14 protein-coding genes are annotated in these 17373 nt (G+C 39.5%); 6 read left to right on the top strand and 8 right to left on the bottom strand.

Annotated features, from left to right (window positions below; genetic code table 11):
* Positions 1-230: 230 nt before the first annotated feature.
* The 4 genes from ACLCDL_RS09140 to mnmE are packed head-to-tail and all read right to left on the bottom strand — an operon-like array spanning position 231 to position 3531.
* Positions 231-524 (bottom strand): tyrosine-type recombinase/integrase, encoded by a 294-nt coding sequence (locus ACLCDL_RS09140; RefSeq protein ID WP_423147982.1) that lies wholly within the window; start codon positions 522-524, stop codon positions 231-233.
* Entirely contained in the window at positions 476-1345 is an 870-nt protein-coding gene (locus tag ACLCDL_RS09135; RefSeq protein WP_423147981.1) for a site-specific integrase, read from the bottom strand. Before ACLCDL_RS09135 ends, ACLCDL_RS09140 begins: the two co-directional genes overlap by 49 nt.
* Positions 1346-1356: 11 nt before the next feature.
* Positions 1357-2106, bottom strand: a complete 750-nt coding sequence (locus ACLCDL_RS09130) for a helix-turn-helix domain-containing protein (protein ID WP_423147980.1) — start codon at positions 2104-2106, stop codon at positions 1357-1359.
* Positions 2107-2160: 54 nt separating this feature from the next.
* On the bottom strand, positions 2161-3531 hold the full coding sequence (gene mnmE / locus ACLCDL_RS09125) for a tRNA uridine-5-carboxymethylaminomethyl(34) synthesis GTPase MnmE (protein WP_423147979.1): 1371 nt from the start codon (positions 3529-3531) through the stop codon (positions 2161-2163).
* Positions 3532-4027: 496 nt separating this feature from the next.
* On the opposite strand from mnmE, the gene ACLCDL_RS09120 reads away from it, so the two are divergent.
* Together ACLCDL_RS09120 and ACLCDL_RS09115 are read left to right on the top strand one after the other, a co-directional pair.
* Positions 4028-4429 (top strand): hypothetical protein, encoded by a 402-nt coding sequence (locus tag ACLCDL_RS09120; protein ID WP_423147978.1) that lies wholly within the window; start codon positions 4028-4030, stop codon positions 4427-4429.
* A gap of 4 nt (positions 4430-4433) precedes the next feature.
* A complete protein-coding gene (locus tag ACLCDL_RS09115) occupies positions 4434-5981 on the top strand; it encodes a GMC oxidoreductase (RefSeq protein WP_423147977.1) in 1548 nt (515 codons plus the stop codon).
* Positions 5982-6018: 37 nt separating this feature from the next.
* Here the strand turns inward: ACLCDL_RS09115 and ACLCDL_RS09110 are convergent, their stop codons facing one another.
* Positions 6019-8163, bottom strand: a complete 2145-nt coding sequence (locus tag ACLCDL_RS09110) for a TIM-barrel domain-containing protein (RefSeq protein ID WP_423147976.1) — start codon at positions 8161-8163, stop codon at positions 6019-6021.
* Positions 8164-8223: 60 nt separating this feature from the next.
* Between ACLCDL_RS09110 and ACLCDL_RS09105 the strand changes: the two genes are divergently transcribed.
* The 3 genes from ACLCDL_RS09105 (at position 8224) to ACLCDL_RS09095 (ending at position 12814) form a co-directional block, all read left to right on the top strand.
* A complete protein-coding gene (locus ACLCDL_RS09105) occupies positions 8224-8676 on the top strand; it encodes a 3-oxoacyl-ACP synthase (RefSeq protein ID WP_423147975.1) in 453 nt (150 codons plus the stop codon).
* A gap of 157 nt (positions 8677-8833) precedes the next feature.
* Positions 8834-10696, top strand: a complete 1863-nt coding sequence (locus ACLCDL_RS09100) for a 3-keto-alpha-glucoside-1,2-lyase-like domain-containing protein (protein ID WP_423147974.1) — start codon at positions 8834-8836, stop codon at positions 10694-10696.
* Between the two features lie 21 nt (positions 10697-10717).
* Positions 10718-12814, top strand: coding sequence for a plastocyanin/azurin family copper-binding protein (locus tag ACLCDL_RS09095; RefSeq protein WP_423147973.1), 2097 nt, complete (start codon positions 10718-10720; stop codon positions 12812-12814).
* Positions 12815-12936: 122 nt separating this feature from the next.
* On the opposite strand, the gene ACLCDL_RS09090 is transcribed toward ACLCDL_RS09095, so the two are convergent.
* A complete protein-coding gene (locus tag ACLCDL_RS09090) occupies positions 12937-13593 on the bottom strand; it encodes a protein-L-isoaspartate(D-aspartate) O-methyltransferase (RefSeq protein ID WP_423147972.1) in 657 nt (218 codons plus the stop codon).
* Between the two features lie 140 nt (positions 13594-13733).
* Here ACLCDL_RS09090 and ACLCDL_RS09085 point away from each other — a divergent pair, with 140 nt between their 5' ends.
* Positions 13734-14483 carry a hypothetical protein gene (locus tag ACLCDL_RS09085; RefSeq protein WP_423147971.1) on the top strand — a complete coding sequence of 250 codons (750 nt, stop codon included), beginning with the start codon at positions 13734-13736 and terminating at the stop codon, positions 14481-14483.
* Here ACLCDL_RS09085 and priA read toward each other — a convergent pair.
* Both priA and ACLCDL_RS09075 read right to left on the bottom strand, forming a co-directional pair.
* Positions 14480-16960: a replication restart helicase PriA gene (gene priA / locus ACLCDL_RS09080; RefSeq protein ID WP_423147970.1), complete on the bottom strand. Its 2481-nt coding sequence runs from the start codon at positions 16958-16960 to the stop codon at positions 14480-14482. The two genes, ACLCDL_RS09085 and priA, sit on opposite strands and share 4 nt — an antisense overlap.
* Complete coding sequence (locus tag ACLCDL_RS09075) at positions 16953-17342, bottom strand: DUF423 domain-containing protein (protein ID WP_423147969.1); 390 nt, start codon at positions 17340-17342, stop codon at positions 16953-16955. The genes priA and ACLCDL_RS09075 overlap by 8 nt, the downstream gene beginning before the upstream one ends.
* Positions 17343-17373 lie beyond the last annotated feature (31 nt).

Here is a 17373-nt window from a genome sequence, read left to right as displayed (position 1 = left end):
TGGGCAGAACCGGCCCGATTTACTGCGGATGCCTTCGCTGCAAAAGGTGATCAGGCCTATATTTATCTATTCTCATATGTTTTCTTCCGCCAAGGTGTGAACACCTAAGGAGTTTCGGATAATGAGAAGAATAGCAGAAATTTATTTATTAAAAATACCTAGATAATGATTGACCTTGTTTTTGATCAGGCTAATTTTACGGCAGAAACATTTAAATGAATTAAATTTTTTCAAACCTTTAAATTCAACTTTATTCTATTTGCTGCTTCTTTCTTTTTATCATCAATTACTTTAGTATAGATCTGTGTGGTTTTCACGTTACGATGCCCCAGCATTTTTGACACCGTGTAGATGTCAGTGCCCGATGATAATTGTAAAGTAGCGTAGGTATGCCGAAAGCTATGGAAAGTAATATTTTTAGTAATCCCTGCATCTGCAAGCCATTTAACGAGTGCAGGCTTTACCTGTGAATAGGTTAAACCTTTAAAGACTTTCTGCTCTGCCGGTCGTCTTTCGCCAAGCAAAGAATGAGCCTGATCAGAAATAGGAAGCGTTTGGCTCCAGATGTTTTTACCTGCCTGAACTGCAGATAATAATTGTCAGCAACGCCTCGAACCTCAGACCAAACCAAGGTAGATATATCAGAAAAACGAAGGCCTGTTAAACCCGAAAATATTGCCGCCCTTTTAACCAAATCATTTGAACAATACGCTTCAGCCAGTTTTTGAAATTCGGAAATTGTCAGGAATTCGCGATGCGTTTCCTTCTCTTTTACAGTTTCAACCAATTCATACAGGTTTACCGGAATCAATTTAGACTTATATGCGGCTTTTAGAACGAAGCGAAACTTTCCGAAGTAACTAATGGCCGTGTTGTTAGATATCCTCCTGCCCCTCTTTCCAAGCGCCGGAGCAGAGAGCAAATAGTCTCTGTAGTCGTTACAAAAGGATTCCGAAAGGTCAATAAACCTAAAATCCGGGCCGGCAAAATTCTCAAAATATCTTAGTGCCATTTTCCAGTTATCGGTATTAGTCCCTCTTTTCTTCGCCACGATTTTTCCAAAAAAGGCTACAAAACTTTCATTCCTGCTGCTATTCGGAATAAAACCGAAATGTTTATTTTGAATCTCCAGTTGACGTGTTGCACGTATATTTTCTGCAAGAGCCAGTGTTTCCTTGTTGTGGAATCTCTCCAATTCAGTTTTAGGTTTATCGAACAAGTAAATACGAAGAAATTCCCGCCGGGTAAGTTTGCCGGTATGCGGATGAAGAAAAGGAGGATAATAATCCAGATATAAACTGTGTCTCCCCTCTGTTATTGGCTTCTTTCGCAATGTCACTTTCATAGGTTAAAATATTATTTCGACAATGGATCAATTAATGCTTTAGGCACATAAACAAATTTTCCTTTTTGAATCTTAGGAATATCATTTCTTTTAATATAGTCATACAAGGCTTTTGAAGACATTTGAGATTTCGCCTCAGCTTCAGCGATGGTATAACAATCTTCTATTTTATATACATTCTTTTTGGGTTCTACCTTAAAAATCTTTTCAGGTATAGAAGATTCGTAAAGCTTTTCAACTTCTGACCGCTTTATCACTGTTCTTCTTTCACTTATTTTACCTGCAATCAATCTTCCGGAATTAATCATCCCATAAACTGCCTGTTTTGAACAGCCCAAAAGAAATGCTACCTCTTTCGCGGACAGATATTCTTTATCCTTCACATTCCCAAATGAATTAACTATAATTTCTTTGGTCTCTTCCTTACTACGTTCAATCTTTGATTCCTTGATTTTTTGCTTATAGGCCCTTTTTGCGCAGGGATCAGAACAGTATTTTGTAACTGTAGTCTTTGCGGTAAACCCCTTGCCACAATGCTGACATATTCTGCTAATTCGAATATTTGAACTCATACTTCTTGTTCTAAATAAATATAAATAAGGAGCAGCTAGTTTAAATAAGTTTAAATAAGACAAGTAATTTCTCCTAACATAAGACAAATGATAATTTCGAGGATTGAGGTACAAATAGGCAACGAAAACACTCAAACCATCAAAAAACTTCGAAAACAAAAATAATAAAAAATCCGCTATATCATTCAAATACAGCGGATTTCCTATTTTTACTACGAGCTTATTTTGCGAATTATTGTCCGTTTATTTGCCGATACAGAACTTACTAAAAATATTATCCAGCAAATCATCTGTCGTCACTGTTCCGGTAATTTCTCCCAGATAATACAATGCCTGTTTAATGTCCATAGAAAGGAAATCAGAAGTAACGGGGTTATCAATACCATAAAGTACACGTTCGAGTGCTTCCTGCGTATGACGTAATGCCTCAACATGACGTATATTGGTTACCATAATATCATCTGTGTTGATGTTATGGAGGTTTACTTTTCTTAAAATCTCCTCTTGCAGTTCATTAATTCCCTCATTATTCCTGGCTGAAATATAATTCGGACTGAAATGAGCAAACTCCTGCTGTTTCTGGGGACTAATCAGGTCGCTTTTATTCACTACCAGTACCAGCGGAATATTTAGCAGGGAGGTATCTTTAATTTGTTCTTCTATTTCTGCGAAAGTTTGTCCGGGATCAACGAGATAAATTATAAGCCGGGCCTGTTTCATCTTTTCCAACGTACGTTCCACACCTTTCGCTTCTATAATGTCTTCTGTGTGACGAATTCCGGCAGTATCAATAAATCGAAAAGTTATTCCCGCTATATTTATTTCATCTTCAATTGTATCGCGTGTAGTTCCGGCAATATCAGAAACAATGGCACGCTCTTCGTTTAAAAAAGCATTCAGCAAAGTTGATTTTCCAACATTTGGCTTACCTGCAATAACAATGGGAACACCGTTTTTCAGCACATTTCCCTGCTCGAAAGAGTGGATAAGTCGATTCAAGATGTTATTAATTCGAATAATTAACCCTTTAAGATCATCCCGGTTGGCAAATTCCACATCTTCTTCCGCAAAATCGAGTTCCAATTCTATCATCGAAGCAAAATGGATCAGTTGTTCTCTTAAATTTTTGAGCTCATTAGAGAATCCACCCCGCATTTGCTGCAATGCAACCTGATGAGATGCCTGAGAATTGGAAGCAATCAGATCTGCAACCGCCTCCGCCTGCGAAAGGTCCAGGCCGCCATTTAAAAAAGCTCTTAAAGTAAACTCTCCGGGTTTTGCCGCTCTTGCGCCATTATGGATCATCAGTTTAATAATACTTTCGATAATGTATTTTGATCCGTGGGTAGAAATTTCAACTACATTCTCTTTTGTATAAGAATGTGGAGAAACAAAGATTGACACGAGTACTTCATCTAAAATATGTTCTTCATCCCGGATGGTGCCAAAATGAATAGTATGCGATTGCTGTTTACTGAGATCTTTGCCTCTGAACACCTTATTTACAATGGTAATTGCATCGTGACCCGAGAGGCGGATAACGGCAATGGCCCCTGCCCCCGAAGGGGTGGCTAAGGCAACTATGGTATCCGGTTGATTGAAGTTTGCTGACATTGCGGTAAAAGTACGAAGTTTGAAATTCCCCCTTGCAGCCTCAGTGTAATTTGTATAATAAACAGGTTCATTAAGATTCTAATCTGTTTAATTATCTTACTTAACATACTTTGTAACATCTTTGTCACTGCCATGTACAAAATGATGTCCTCTTCAAATTAATTCCTTTTAATTCAAATTGATAACGACTAAATTCAAAAAGTCAAAAACTATAAAAACTTTTTATTGTTCAAGTAAAAGTTATTAATTAATAATATGGTCAGATGGCCGATCGGAAGGCGGAAGTCCGCAAGACTTCTTATGGTGGTTCGAATCCATCTCTGACCTCAATGAGTTTACTATACTAAACTTAAAAGATATCCGTTTATTAAAAGCTTGCGGATAAATCAGGAGTTGTTGATGAAACACTCCTTTTTTTGTAAAAGTAATTTTACTTCTTTTTTTACCCCAACTGATTACATTTGATAAAGGATCTTCCCGACATCCTAAACCAGTTATGAACAGGAGAAATTTCCTTTATATTTCATTTGCAGGCGCTGCAGGTATTACGCTTCCATTTGTACGTTGTAAAACAAAAACTTCCGACGTAGAAGGAGTTTTGGTTAAGCCGCAATTGTTATCGCAGTTGTGCGATGAAAAAACTGTAATAACTATTGGTAAAGATTATCTGAGAAGATTTCCGGAAGAAGCAAAATCCGCCACTCTGGAAAGTTTACTGTTAACTGATGAGAAAGGAAACGCCGTTTCTGAAACAGCATCTCTTTCTGCTATTCAAACCCTACTGGATAAAAAAATACAACAGGATTTCCGGTTGAAAAAAATACTAACACTTAAAGGCTGGATACTTTCTGTAACCGAAGGACGCCAATGTGCCCTTTATTCACTTATTCACTCGTAATCCTATGCATATTGACGCCAGAACTTTAGAAAACAATTCTGTAATTGAAGGTGATATTTGCATTGTTGGTGCAGGTGCAGCGGGAATAAGTATGGCTCTTCAATGGATTAATACACCCTATAAAGTTATTTTACTGGAAGGTGGTGGTTTTGAAGTTGAAACCGAAATACAGGATTTATACCGTGGAAAAACAGAAGGCCAGCGGTATTACCCCCTACAGTCGGCACGTTTGCATTATTTTGGCGGAACAACAGGACACTGGGCGGGTTTCTGCTCTACCTATGATCCAATCGACTTTAAAAAGAGAGCCTGGGTACCCAAAAGCGGCTGGCCGATTAAAAGAGAAGATCTGGACCCTTTTTATCCACGTGCACATAAACTGGTTGAACTTGGCCCGTATGAATACGATCTGGAATACTGGCAGCAGAAAAACGAGGGACTGATCCCGCTTCCGTTTGATAAAGATGTTATCTGGAATAAGATCTGGCAATTTAGCCCTCCAACCCGCTTCGGAACTAAATACCGGGAGGCTATAGTAAAAGCAAAGAACATTCACTTATATACTTATGCCAATGTAAACAACATTAAAACAACTGATTCCGTCTCAGAAGTAGAGGAAGTGCATATAAAAAACCTAGCGGGGAAAGAGCACAGGGTAAAGGCGAAGCATTTTGTACTAGCTTGTTGTTCTATTCAAAATGCAAGATTACTGCTTGCATCCAATAAGCAGGCTCCAAAAGGATTAGGTAATGACTACGACAATGTCGGCAGGCATTTTATGGAACACCTGGAAGTTTACTCAGGAGATTTGTTTTTAACGGCACCGCAATCTCTTAAATTGTATATGTGGGAGTTTTTCACCACAAAAGCTCGTGCAGAACTGGCAGTGACAGAAAAGAAGCAGGAAGAACTGCAAATCCTTAACGGAACAGCTTCCCTCATGCCATACATGGGAAAAGAACAACCTGCGTTTATAGATACTTTTTCCGATAGTGCGCAGGTTTCGGTTGAACAATGGAAAGAAAGAGAAAAAAACTATAAAGAAGGTAAAATGCCGGAACGGCCACCGGGCACATATAAGCAGTTTACCTTGTTTACACGGATGGAGCAGTCGCCTAACCCGCTTTCAAGAGTAACACTTGATAAAGAAACCGATGCACTGGGAATGCCACGAGTACTATTAAACTGGAACCTGACGTCGTTAGAAAAAAGAAGTATACGAAAACTTTACGAACTGATCGGGCAGCAATGCGGGTTATCGGGAATTGGCCGGGTACGTGTGATGGACTGGCTGCAGGATGAGAACGACAGCAACTGGCCTTCTATTTTAGGAGGAGGCTGGCACCACATGGGCACCACGCGTATGCACCACGACCCTAAAGAAGGGGTGGTGGATGCAAACTGTAAGGTGCATGGGATAAGCAATTTACATATTGCCGGTTCATCCTGTTATACTACAGGAGGCACTGCAAATCCTACCTTAACATTAATTGCATTAACCCTGCGCCTTTCAGACCATATAATGAAATTAATGGATACAAAACAAGCGTAAGAGTCTCAGTCTGAAAATTGTCTTAATAAAAACCCCTTTATTTTACTACTTCCCAGGAAACCACTTTATACCGTTTTTCGGGATATTTTCCTGCATAAGTAACTTTCCCTTTCTTCCGTTTCCATAAAAGTTCGGCCTGACTGTACAGCCCTTTTTCAAAATCGAGATTTGTACTGTTATCAGAAAACAGATGAACCGGCTGATGCGGATCTCCATATACTTTACAATGTATTTTAAACGTGGTTGAAGGGGAAATAAACTGAACAGGCTCGGCTAAAGGCAATATAGTGCTATCTTTTATGAACATGGGTATTTCATCTAAAGACATCGTAATTGTATAGCTTTTCCCTCCTTCGTATTTTTTGTTAGTATTAAAATCATACCAGATACCTTCGGGGAAATAAATCTTTCGGGTAGACGAACCGTCAATAAAAGGAGCACACATAATATTATCACCCATCAGGTATTGATCATCAATTTTCCAGACTTCCTTATCTTTCGGAAAATCTACTACTAGAGCACGGAAAGGCGGAACTCCCTGAAAATGATACTTCGCAAAAGCGCTGTACAGATAGGGAATTAAACGCATTCGCAATTCAATCAGTTTTTTGGCTTTCACCTCCAGTTCTTTATGATTTGGAAGCAGTTCGTGCCGGGTATTTTTATCAGCATCGTATTGCAGCCACGGCGGCAGATCAAGATACCAGCAATTGGCAACCATCTGAGAAGACATAACCGTGGTTTGCAAGCGACGAATAAGATCGGCTTCCGAAGATGTTTCCCTTAATTCAGGCGACCAGTTTACTCCTGCAAAACCAGAATTAACAATCATTCGTACAAAATCCCCGTGGCTATACATGTCTGAATACAAAGCCGAATTGTAGGGAGAAGCAAATAAATAAGAAGCCCGAACATCAAACATGGTTCGAATGTTATTCTTTTTATACATCTCCAGCATGGATTTCTGGTAAAGCAATCCGAATAGCTGGCGCATTTGTTCCCCGTCTAAACCTGAAGGAAATTCTGCAATATCAGGAAAGCTCCATTCACGATGGGCGAGTTCAAAATTGGCTGCGTCACATTCATCGAGTTTAAATGCTGCAATTCCTTTCTTTAAAAATTCATTTTCATGATAAGTAGTAAATATTTCACGGCCTTGAGGGGTTATAAAATCTGGCACTGCTCCCCCCCAAACCGTATAATCTGCAGAATAAGGAACTATTTTATTGAATATTGGTGAACTTGGATGCGTATAGGCATGTTCCCACAAATTCAATTTAAAACCCTGGTCATTTATTTTATGCGTAAGAGAATAGGGATCGGGATAATTCTTTTTATTCCAAATAAAAGAGCAGGAATAGGCGGCTGTTTGCCAGCCGGGCTCCAGTCCAATTACATCACAAGGAATTTTATTTTTCCTGAAATAGTCGGCTGTTTCTAAAACCTGTTGATCTGTAAAAGTCGCCTTTGCCCGGTACTTAAATCCCAGGCCCCACATTGGCGGTAATGAGCCGCCGCCTGAGAAGAGATTATAGCGCTGAAGCACTTCTTTCATTTGCGGACCGGCAAATATATAAAGTTCAATACCCTGAGTACCATTAATATGAATGCTTACTTCGTTTGAAGGAGTAACTGATTTTCCATACAAATCAACCGTGCTTAAGGCAATTTTTTTCTCCTTCTGATCGGCAATCTGTTTTTTCACACTATCATCCAGTTTACCTTTGGAAGCCATGTAAAAAGTAACATAACGTGAAGAATTAACAAGTACGCCGTAACCTTTAGATGAAATATAAAATGGCATGGACGCGTGGCCAAAGCCTACATTTCCTGCTGTCCAGCTGTTGGTTCTGATTTCCCGCCGCATTCCACGCTGCTCAAAGCTGTTTGTTTGCATTCCGAAACCATAAAAACGTTCTGCCTCCTCCACCTTCATTTCTGCCAGAACGCCTCCGTTAAGCAATCTAAACTGCACATCTTTTAAGTCGAAAGGAGGTTTATCTACAGCAGAAACGTTCTTTAACTCCTGAAGCTTTAAAGGTTCTTTAAATTCATCAGGCAAATGTTGTTGGGGAATACCATAGCTTATTTTCCATATTCCAGGCGCAACCGAGTCAATTTTCTGAGCAAAAAGCGCTGAGGAAAAAATCAGGAAGAGAAAAACCAGGCTATAATTTTTCATTTTTAACTATTAGGGTTTACAAATACAGGCAGTTACCAAAATAAAGTATAATCTTGCAAAATGTTTGAAATTAAGGAGAAGTTATACCGGCATTGTTTGAAATACATTGAGGATAGAATCAGCACTGCCGAGAATGCAATTATATCTGCACAGGAAGCTTCAAAAGATGATACCAAAAGCAGTGCCGGCGATAAATATGAAACAACCAGAGAAATGATGCAGCAGGAAATTTCAAGAAACCAGGTGCAGTTACTGGAAGCTAAAAAACTTCATCATGCCTTACTGCAGATAAGCCCCGAAAACACGTCAAAAACAATACAAGCTGGGAGTTTAATTTATACCAGTAACGGAAATTTCTATTTTGCAATAAGTGCAGGGCAGGTTCGTATTGAGAATGAACTATTTTTTGCTATCGCCCCAACCTCTCCTATTGGTTTTAAATTTAAAGGAAGAACAGCCGGAAATGTAGTTGCATTTAACGGCAGAGAATTTCTGATTAAAGCTATATATTAATGTAAAAGTGTAACAGCAATTAAACTGTAAATATTAAAAAAAATAAAGGCATAAATGCTATTTTTGAAAGATAAATGTAAAAGAAACAATTGATATAACTACTTAACTGCCTTTACAAAACCAACTATTTATAATCATTTATACAACCTTTATATTCATGCGACGTTGTTTTAATTTTATTATTGCTCTAATCCTGTTAAACTGTTATCAGGTCTTAGCACAATCTGAACTTCCTTATTCTACCCTCGATTTAAGCAGCCTGAAAGATTTTAAATCTACCAATGGAAACTGGAAAGTTGCAGGTGATGTTTATTACGACATTAATAAAGAGGGTAAAGGTTCAACAAAATCCGGCAATGGAATTCTGGTAAACGATCCCTCCTCAAAAAGCCACGATCATCTTTTCACCAATTTCGAACACGGCGATCTGGACCTCGAACTTGATTTCATGATGGATAAAGGCTCTAATGCCGGCGTATACCTGCAGGGAAGGTATGAAATTCAAATGTTTGATAGCTGGGGAGTAGAAAAATCAAAAGTTACAGATTGCGGAGCTATCTATCAACGCTGGGATGAAAGCCGGCCGGAAGGATTTAAAGGATATGAGGGACATGCTCCGGCACAGAACGTAGCAAAAGCGCCCGGATTATGGCAACATTACCGCATCATCTTCCGAGCGCCCAGATTTAATTCAAAAGGAGAAAAAATTGAGAATGCCAAATTTGTGAAGGTTATTCATAACGGTGTTGTTATTCACGAAAACATTGAAGTTACAGGGCCTACCAGGGCTGCAGCCTTTGAAGATGAAAAACCGCTGGGACCTTTAATGATACAGGGCGACCACGGTGCTGTAGCAATCCGAAATATAAAATATAAAGCTTACGGAACAGAGGCAGTAACCCTTACCGGCATGAAACTAAGCTCCTACGACGGCTCATTCAAATCTTTCTCCGACCTGAACGCTTCGACTTTTAAAAGAGAAATGGCTGTGGACCTGCTTGCTCACGCTGCTCCGGGAAGTAAAGATAAGTTTGGCGGCAAGATAACCGGAACACTAAATGTGCCTGTTTCCGGAAAATACCTGATAAATCTTGATCTCAAGTGGATTCCTTCAGAAACTAATCCACAAAATCCGAATGGAGCAGGCGAATTAATGATCGGAGGAAAAAAAATACTGGCGATTGAAGGGACTAAAGGAGGAACTGCAACAGCACTTGTTGATTTACAAGCGGGCAAACTTCCATTCGAACTTAATTATTATAAAAATTTTGGCTTGTGGTATGCCAGAAGTAACGATATCGTTTTGGGTATTGAGGGGCCTGGCGTTCCATATACCATCTTAAATCCGGTAATTCCGGAAGTAGAGGCTGTAGGTGCAATAAAGGTGCTCAGTAAAGGTGTTCCGGTTATGCAAAGAGGTTTTGTAAACAACCACGGCACTAAAAAAACGCATGTAATTTCTGTAGCAGAACCCGGAGACGCAAATTATACTTACGATCTGAAACGCGGAGAATTTATCCAAATATGGCGTGGCGATTTTCTTGAAACTACCCAAATGTGGTATGGTCGCGGCGAAACACAACTTGCAGTTCCGCTGGGAAGTGTTACCGAACTTCCTGCTAAACCTGCACTTGCTTTTCTCTCAGACAAAAATGCTGCATGGCCTGATTCAAACTTAACCTATAATTATTCAGGTTATGACGTGGAGAATGACCGTCCGATAATAAAGTACACATTAGGAAATACTCCTGTGAGAGAATCATTTATTTCGGAAGACGGAGGAAAGAAATTAACACATATTATTGAAATTACCAATAAAGCAGATAAGGATTTATGGGCTCTTGTTGCAGAAAGCAATGAAATTGAAAAATTAGCAAACGGACTTTATGCTATCAATAACAAACAGTTTTATATAGACCTGAAGGATATAAAAAAACCTCTTATCCGAACCAATAGCAAAGGCCTTAAAGAACTGATTGTGCCCATAGACAATACCGTTAACTACTCTATCATCTGGTAATTAATTTTCTAAGAAGAAATCATGATACTATATATCAACCGAATATCTAAAGTCATATTACTCCTCTTTGTGCTGTCATCCGTAACATCGGCGCAGACTAAAAAAGTAAATCCTGCTACAGGAAGCAAACAACCTGCACCACCTCCCGCCGGACTTGCGAAGGTTGATCAGGAGCCTGAAAAGGAAGATGATTTTTACAAATTAATATCCTTACCTGTTCCGGAAGATGTTATACTGGAAGTTGGAGGCATGGCAACTCTGCCTGACGGCAGCCTGGCAATCTGTACACGAAGAGGAGAAGTTTGGATCGTCAGCAATCCATATATAAAAGGAACTGAAAGGCCTTCCTATCGTCGTTTTGCTTATGGCCTTCACGAGCCGCTTGGTTTGGCTTATAAAGACGGGGACATTTATGTAACACAAAGAAGTGAACTCACGCGGTTAAGAGATAAAGACGGAGACGGAGTGGCCGACTCATATGACAAAATCTATTCCTGGCCCTTATCCGGAAATTACCACGAGTATTCATACGGTCCAACTTTCTTACCTAATGGCAATATGCTGGTAACCTTAAATCTGGGATGGAGCAATAGTTTGGGCCATGGCATTAGTCTGGTTCCATGGAGAGGCTGGACACTGGAAATCACTCCAGACGGCAAGATGGTTCCTTTTGCCGCGGGAATGAGATCACCTGCCGGCTATGGAATGAATGCTGCCGGAGATTTTTTCTATACAGAAAACCAGGGAGACTGGGTAGGTTCTGGTAGAATATCACAAGTTGAAAAAGGGGATTTTTTAGGAAATGCTGAAAGCTTAAAATGGACCAATCTTCCCTGTTCACCACTGAAACTTCGGCCCGAAGACGTTCCAAACACGGGCGAACCTTTATACGATGTTGCAAAACGGGTTCCGGATTTAAAAGCCCCGGCGGTATGGCTTCCTCATGGAATTTTAGGGATTTCAACTTCGGGCTTGCTGAATGATAATACAAACGGAAAATTCGGCCCCTTTGAAAATCAGCTTTTTGTAGGCGACCAGGGACAAAGTATAATTACACGTGTGGATCTTGAAAAAGTAAAAGGAAAATATCAGGGCGTGGTTTTTCCATTTCGTGAAGGTTTTTCTTCAGGAATATTACGGATGGTTTGGGGGCATGACGCTTCTATGTTTGTTGGTATGACAAGCAGAGGATGGTCATCAACAGGAAAAGAGCTGTTCAGTTTACAACGGGTTGTATGGACAGGAAAAACACCTTTTGAAATGAAAACCATCAGGGCAAAGCCTGACGGATTTGAAATTCATTTCACCGCACCCGTTAATAAAGCAACTGCAACTGATCCTGGCTCCTACAACGTCAAAGGATTCAATTATAAATATCATTCTACTTACGGAAGCCCTGTAATAAATAATGAAGAATGCCCGATAAAAGGAGTAGTGGTTTCGGATGATGGCATGAGAGCGAGGCTGGTAGTAGATAATTTAAGATTAGGATATATTCATGAAATAACTGCGGAAGGCGTAAGGTCTGCCGATGGTAAACCTTTACTGCATGCTGTTGGATACTATACACTAAACTCTGTTCCTGATGGCGAAAAACTCGCAATAAATTTTCCTGCTCCGGCCCATTCTCATAAAACGGAACCTATGAAAATGAAAAGTTCAGGAACCGGAAAAAGCACTGTAACTGCTAAAACTGCTGCTGTTAACGGCAAAAGGATCACTAAAATGCCGGCAGCCTGGGGCGAAGCAGACTATACGATTAATATGGGAACAAAACCCGGACTGAAATTTAGCCCTTCTCAATTTCAGGTAAGAGCCGGAAGTAAGGTAAAAGTGGTATTTACAAATAACGACGACATGCTTCACAACTTTGTAGTTGTAATGCCCGGAACAGCTATAAAAGTAGGTGAAGCGGCTATGAAACTTGGTCTGGAGGGGCAGGAGAAAAACTACATCCCCAACACCAGCAATGTTCTTCATCATACCAAACTGCTTCAACCAAATACTTCAGAAACTATTTATTTTACAGCACCTGTACAGCCGGGAGAGTATACTTATGAATGTTCTGTTCCGGGGCATTTTTATTCCATGCAGGGAATTATGAAAGTGGTAAAATAAATTACCTTTCAAAAATAAATCGAAGCAAAAATCAATTTGCGGCAATCTGTAATTTTCTTTTATAGATTGCCGCAATTGCTGCTTAAACACACTCCTCAAAAGCAAAAAGAGCTTTCTTTATCTTACCAGGCCTGGTCGCCAACCAGAGGCACAAAACGAAAGGTATCCAGTTCTATCTTTTCATAATCGGTTTCCGAAACCCGTAAAACAGTAATCATTTTTTGCGTATTTTCATCTCCTACCGGGATAACTACAATACCACCTATTTTTAGTTGTTTCAGCAACACTTCAGGAACAAAAGGCGCTCCCGCGGTGACTAATATCTTATCATAAGGTGCCTTATCGAGAATTCCTTTGGAACCATCGCCACAAAAAAACTCAGCCTGATATCCCATCCTGGGCAGCACGGTTTTTGTTCTTTCAAAAAGCTTTTCCTGCCGCTCAATGGTATACACTTTTGCTCCCAGTTCAAGCAAAATACAGGTTTGGTAGCCAGAGCCAGTACCTATTTCTAAAACTTTATCTCCCTTTTTTATATGCAGCAGTTGCGTTTGATAAGCTACCGTATAAGGCTGTGAAATGGTTTGCCCCTCGCCTATCGGAAAAGCGATGTCTTTATAAGCCTGGTTCCAGAAAGTTTCGTCAAAAAAGAAATGGCGAGGAACTTTTCCGATTGCATGCAATACTTCTTCATCGCTGATGCCCTTTTCTTTTAACTGCGTAACCAGGCGCTTTCTCGCTCCTCTTTCCCGGTAATTATCTACATATTTGTATGCCATTTGGGTTTCAAAAATACTTCCCAGAAAGAAATTTATCACATAAAAAACTATTTCTTTCTTTTAAAATTATTAATGAATTGGTTATCATTGGCCTTATTTTCGCTAATCCGGCAACCATTACTTGTTTTAAAACAGATATAATGAAAAAAAGTGTCTTACTAATTATACTTCTTTGCACAATTATTTTTGAATTAAAAGCTCAAATTGTACGCATTGACACCTTAAAAGCACCCGATCTTTCTGCATGGAAAAACAATTCCTATCAGCGTAACCGGTCGTATAATTATTCTGTTGCTGTAAAAGTGCTGGGCATTGAGCAATTCCCCAAGATTCTGAATCAGGTAAATACAGATAATTTTATTAAAACTCCTTTCAGCGGTTTAATCTTTAAAATAAACGACAACCAGATCAGCTATCGCTTTTCGGGGAATTTTTACCGGAAAGATTATTCTTTTAAGAATAATTGCGCTGAGTGCGAAATAGCAGCAGGTAAATTAACAGATTTCTCATTAAAGATGGGATTTGAAAAAGCCATTTCTTATTCAACTATTCAGCCTTACTATGGCTTTGACCTGGGATACAGAAGAACAAAATTTACCGGCGATGTTACAAATGCCTCATCAGTAGGCACAACCACGCCGTATGATGTTAACACTTCAAAAAACGGAGCTATGCTGACACCTTTAATAGGAGTTAAATTTAACCTGGTTGACCATTTGACTATCGGATTTGAAGGAAGCATGGACATTTTATACGACTACGAGCGCCAGGACAAAACCACTCAGGATGTAAACCGAACCAGATCGCTGAACAAAACAACCAACTGGGAATTTCTTTTAAAACCCCTCAGCATGTTGTCGGTACAGTATAACTTCGGCTTGTTAGATTAATAAGGATCAACATCTATTTGTATTAAAACACCTTTCTGAGCTTTGTCTGATTCGAATTTCAACAAAGCTTCCCTGAGGGCCTGTTTTATTTTTTGTATTGAAACTCCGCTACGCTCCACTTTTATGATCACGGTTTTAATAAAGTAATTCCTGATTTTAGAAATTAAAGGTGCTTCGGGACCCAGAATCCGGTCTCCGAATAACTGCCGCAGTTCAACTGCTAATTTATCTGCTATCGCGTTTAGCCGTACAAAGTCCTTATGTTTTACATCCAGCTGGATAAGACGATAAAAAGGAGGATATTGAAAATTCTTTCTTTCGGCCATTTCTGTTTGAAAAAACTCCTGGTAGTCATTCCGTATTACCTGGTCTAAAATCCGGTGTTTTGAATTATACGCCTGAATAATAACCTTACCAGCCTTATCCCGCCTTCCTGCCCTTCCTGCTACCTGTGCAAGCAACTGAAAACTTCTCTCAAAAGCCCTGAAATCCGGATAATTGAGCAAACTATCTGCATTGATGATGCCGATAACGGTAACATCGTTAAAGTCGAGGCCCTTTGCTACCATTTGTGTTCCTACCAGAACATCGATCTTCTTTTCTTCAAAATCACCCAGAATCTTCTGAAAGCTATTTTTCGAACGGGTAGCATCAAAATCGAGGCGCCCGATTTTGGCATCAGGAAAAATAAAACTCAAATCATCTTCAATTTTTTCCGTCCCGTATCCTTTCTGTTCAATATGAGTTGATCCGCATGCCGGGCATACAGAAATTACTTCCTGCTTATATCCACAGTAATGGCAATGCAGTTTTCCGGTACTTTTGTGGTAGGTTAAACTAACATCGCAATTAATGCACTTAGGAGAAAAACCGCAGGTACGGCAGAGTAGAAAAGGCGTATATCCTCTGCGGTTTTGAAAAAGAATTACCTGCTCCTTTTTCGCAAGGGCATCTGTAATTTCTTTAACCAAAACACTGGTAAAATTATATTGAATTGTTTTCCGTTTTGTTTCTTCCTCAATATTAACCACTTCAATTTGTGGAAGCCGGGCAGAGCCAAAACGTGTTAAAACTTCGGCAAACCCATATTTACCTGCCACAGCATTGGAATAACTTTCTAAAGATGGTGTTGCCGAGCCTAATAATACTTTCGCCTTATGCAAAGAAGCCATATAAATTGCAGAATCTCTTGCATGATAACGTGGTGCCGGATCAAATTGCTTATAAGAAGACTCATGCTCTTCATCCACAATAATCAATCCCAGGTTATTGAAAGGCAGAAAAATTGAAGAGCGTACACCAAGTATTACCTTGTATTCATCTTTTAGAACTTTATTCCAAACTTCAGCCCGCTCATTATCATTAAACTTAGAATGATAAATACCAATAGATGAACCAAAATGCTTCCGAAGCCTTTCAATTATGTGTGTCGTAAGCGCTATTTCCGGCAGTAAATACAAAACATTCCGGCCGCTTTGAATTGCCTGCTCGATGAGCCGGATATAGATCTGGGTTTTGCCGGAAGCTGTTACGCCGTGTAACAACACTACGTCTTTATCGGAGAACTGCTGGTTTATTGAATCAAATACCTCTTGCTGAACCTTGTTTAATTCAAACTCTTCTGAATTTTCCTGTTCCAAACTAAGCAGCCTGCTCACCTGAATATCCTCTTTAATAAAAACACCTTTTTTTATTAACGCGTTTATTGCCGCATCGCCGCAATTGCTTTCCTCTAGTATTTCGGCTTTAGAAATTTTAGGATTATTTCTGCTCAGCTTAATATAAGCCAGTAATGCTTCCAGTTGTTTTGGCGCTCTTCCAAGCTCGTCAAAAAGATGTTTTTTATTTACAGGATCATTATAAAAATCACTTAATTGAATAAATGACTTATACCTCGGCTTATAACGCTCTGATATCTCTTCAGAAATATGGATAATACCTTTGTCAAAAAGACCCTTCAAAACCGGAAAAACAGTTTTTTGACCCAGCAGTTTACTGATATCGCTTACCTTTAATTCCGGTTGAATTTCCAGGGCATCTACAATCAGGTACTCTTTATCAGTAAGTTCCTGCTTGGAAAACTCATGCTGAGGGAGGAGTATAATTTTCGTTTCGCTTGCAAGCTTTAGGGCTGCCGGCATTGCTGCCTGCATCACTTCACCGGCATTGCACATGTAATAATCCGAGATCCATTCCCACAGTTTTAATTGAAGATGATTGACGATTGGATATTCATCTAAAACCTCTATAATATATTTTGCTTCGTAAAGTGCTGGAGGATTTTCTGAAACAGAACAGATAATGGCAGTATAAATTTTACTTTTCCCAAATTGCACAATTACCCTTTTGCCAATCTGCACCTGCTCGTTTAAAGAAGCAGGTACACGGTAAGTATATGTTTTCGAAATGGCTAAAGGTAATATTACCTCAACGAAAAGTGTTTGACGTTGACCGAGCCCTTCGTTAAGTTCAAGCATTTTTAACCTTTACGGCAGCAAAAAAGAGACATGCCCAGCCAATAATAAAACTTAGCCCTCCTATCGGAGTTATAGGCCCTAAAAAAGCAGCAGCAAACCCTGTTAAAGATCTTGTTGAAAGTAAATAAAGTGATCCGGAGAACAAAATTATCCCTATAATAAATGCGACAGAAGAAACATTAATCAGCTTGATGCGATGCTCCGGAATAAGAGATAAGAACAAAAGCGCAAGGGTGTGATAAAACTGGTAATTTACCCCTGTTTTCCAATTATCCAATTCAGCAGCAGTTAGGTGAGCTTTCAATCCATGGGCACCAAATGCACCCAGCAATACAGCAAGTATTCCGGATATAGAAGCGATAAGAACCAGGCGTTTATTCATACATTTTCTAAAAGATGCTAATTTAATAAAC

This window comes from Rubrilithobacter danxiaensis, assembly GCF_047272945.1.
Lineage (GTDB): Bacteria > Bacteroidota > Bacteroidia > Sphingobacteriales > Sphingobacteriaceae > Rubrolithibacter > Rubrolithibacter danxiaensis.
The sequence above is the reverse complement of the archived record's forward strand: the minus strand, read 5'-3'. Positions and strand labels throughout refer to the sequence as shown.